We start from the raw sequence: 1,615 nt of genomic DNA on the forward strand, positions 1-1,615 counted from the left end.
GCCTTGAATGTGAGGCCGGTAAAGGCTCAGAAGCCGTCGTCGCCCAACTTCAACAGATGCAGACGGAAATCGCATTCGGTGGACCACTGAAGAGGCTGTACTTGGAGAACCACCGACTTTTCCAGTTTCATCCTTGGTATAAAGGTTTTCCAATAAATAGTCTCGATATCTCACGATTGGACTTTCCTCTACCTTCTCGGTGCAGTCATATATTGTTAACGGAGGTTTTTCATCAACCAGAAGGCCAGTCCTTGGGTGTGTATGTTCGGGGATTTCCGTGCTCAACCACCGATAGAAGCTCAATAACGCAACTGCATGGGATTGAATCGTCTTATCGGAGGATATATCTGGATCTGCCAACAAAGAGTGAAGATATAGATTCACTGGCACCACATTGATACCATCGGGGTCTATTAAAATTGGAAGTTTATGAGCAAATGGTTTTGAGTTGTCCCTAACGTCATGGATGATCTCGCCACTGTCAGGGTGTGGCCTACTTATAAATGAGGGATATTTCTCCGTACTAATCCACATAAGACAATAGTCAAAGCCGAAGTCATCTGGAAACGACCTATTTTGTTCAATCACATTAACACCTAAATCATCCGTTATTCACACTGCTAAGCCTTCCCCCAGGGGGTTACGCGTTCATACATCTACTTTTTCAAGATATTTCTTAACCAATAGTAAAAATTGTAACCACCCCTCATCTCGACGTCTAATTTATACAACCTGAAACATTACAACATGTGATGTCTAAAGTATTTCCCAACTGTAAGCGCATAGTTAGAGGAGAATGCCAAAATGCCATGGCGCTGCATTTCGGCTTTGATCTGAAAGACGGGTACGCCCATTTTAATACCGAGTAACTTAGCTTCACGCGAGCGTGCAACCACGCAGCCGTCATTGTTGGACAGCACCACAACCGGCGTATCTTTTAAATCAGGACGAAACAGCTTCTCACAACTGGCGTAAAAGTTGTTGCAGTCCACCAAGGCAAATACAGGCATGGGACAGTCACGACTTACGGCGCATGTTTCGCACCACATTGGTGACCACACCAAATATCTCTAACTCTGCCCCTTCAGGAATATGAATGGGCTCATACGCCTGGTTTCTTGGGATCAGCTTGACGCACGGCCTTAGTTGAAGCTCCTTTACCGTGAGTTCTCCATGGATGCCAGCGATGACAATGTCACCGTGTTCTGCTTGAACAGAACGATCAACCACCAAAATATCATCTGGGTGAATCCCAGCATCAATCATTGAATCACCTTCAACACGCACAAAGAACGTTGCAGCCGGTCGCTTGATGCACAGCTCGTTGAGGTCGAGCGTTTGCTCAACATAATCCTGCGCTGGTGAGGGAAAACCAGCAGAAACACGTTCCATGAACAATGGAATACGAAGGCGCTTGGCTTTGATGAAGGCAAGTGCGCCGCTACGGCCTATCAGCGAGACACTCATGACGAACCTCGAAAAAATAGAATTAATACTGTTTGTTTATGGCTGTGTTGTAGTTAGGTGTTGGTCATAGCAGCAAACAGCAGACCTTGATCTGACTTTTCATTCTGCTTCATATACCGGAACCAGCTGAGATAGTGGGGTAGATATT

2 protein-coding genes and 1 pseudogene are annotated in these 1,615 nt (G+C 45.6%); all 3 read right to left on the bottom strand.

What is annotated here, in order from left to right:
• Positions 1-588: hypothetical protein (locus FJM67_RS17710; protein ID WP_080346353.1), on the bottom strand; the 588-nt coding region annotated here is incomplete at its 3' end.
• A gap of 188 nt (positions 589-776) precedes the next feature.
• Positions 777-1,010, bottom strand: a pseudogene (locus FJM67_RS17275) (Y-family DNA polymerase); the annotation flags it as partial.
• Between the two features lie 7 nt (positions 1,011-1,017).
• Positions 1,018-1,467 (bottom strand): translesion error-prone DNA polymerase V autoproteolytic subunit, encoded by a 450-nt coding sequence (gene umuD / locus FJM67_RS17280; RefSeq protein WP_000116661.1) that lies wholly within the window; start codon positions 1,465-1,467, stop codon positions 1,018-1,020.
• Between the last annotated feature and the right edge of the window lie 148 nt (positions 1,468-1,615).

This window comes from Maribrevibacterium harenarium (assembly GCF_006385675.1).
In the GTDB taxonomy this organism is placed as follows: Bacteria; Pseudomonadota; Gammaproteobacteria; order Pseudomonadales; family Marinomonadaceae; genus Marinomonas; species Marinomonas harenarium.

Coding starts and splice junctions, on each gene's coding strand:
- umuD (WP_000116661.1), bottom strand. CDS start 1,467: ATGAGTGTCTCGCTGATAGGCCGTAGCGGCGCACTTGCCTTCATCAAA.